This is a genomic window from Legionella sp. W10-070, assembly GCF_900640175.1.
In the GTDB taxonomy this organism is placed as follows: domain Bacteria; phylum Pseudomonadota; class Gammaproteobacteria; order Legionellales; family Legionellaceae; genus Tatlockia.
In genome coordinates this window covers 1-357 of the sequence record NZ_CAAAJC010000063.1, presented here as the reverse complement: position 1 = coordinate 357, position 357 = coordinate 1, and the positions used below count along the sequence as shown (strand labels likewise).

Genomic DNA, 357 nt, shown 5'->3' with positions numbered 1-357 from the left:
AATTGCTACACGTTATGATAAAACTGCTGCCATGTTTCTGGGAGCACTAACTTTAGTAAGTATTATATTGTGGCTGAAACTTTAAAAACATGCCCTAGGTTCCGTGAACAAATTTTTTCGCAAAGCGAAAATGTGGGTGATTGAGTACCATGGTGTCTTTGAATGAGGCGAATAGCTGGCTCTATTTAACGAATTCAAAGATATCATGGTGCCAATTAGCCGCATTTGCAGCTGTGAAAATTTTCGTTCACGGAACCTAGGCTCCGTGAACGAAATTTCTAACGCATCCATATCAGCGCTCCGGCAAAGTGAATAAACCCTAAAAATGCTGAAATGGTTTTATCGAAACGTGAAAAA

General features: G+C 39.5%; 1 pseudogene. It reads right to left on the bottom strand.

The features are described from left to right. Positions 1-278: 278 nt before the first annotated feature. A pseudogene (locus E1O65_RS12490) lies at positions 279-357 on the bottom strand (IS5/IS1182 family transposase); the annotation flags it as partial.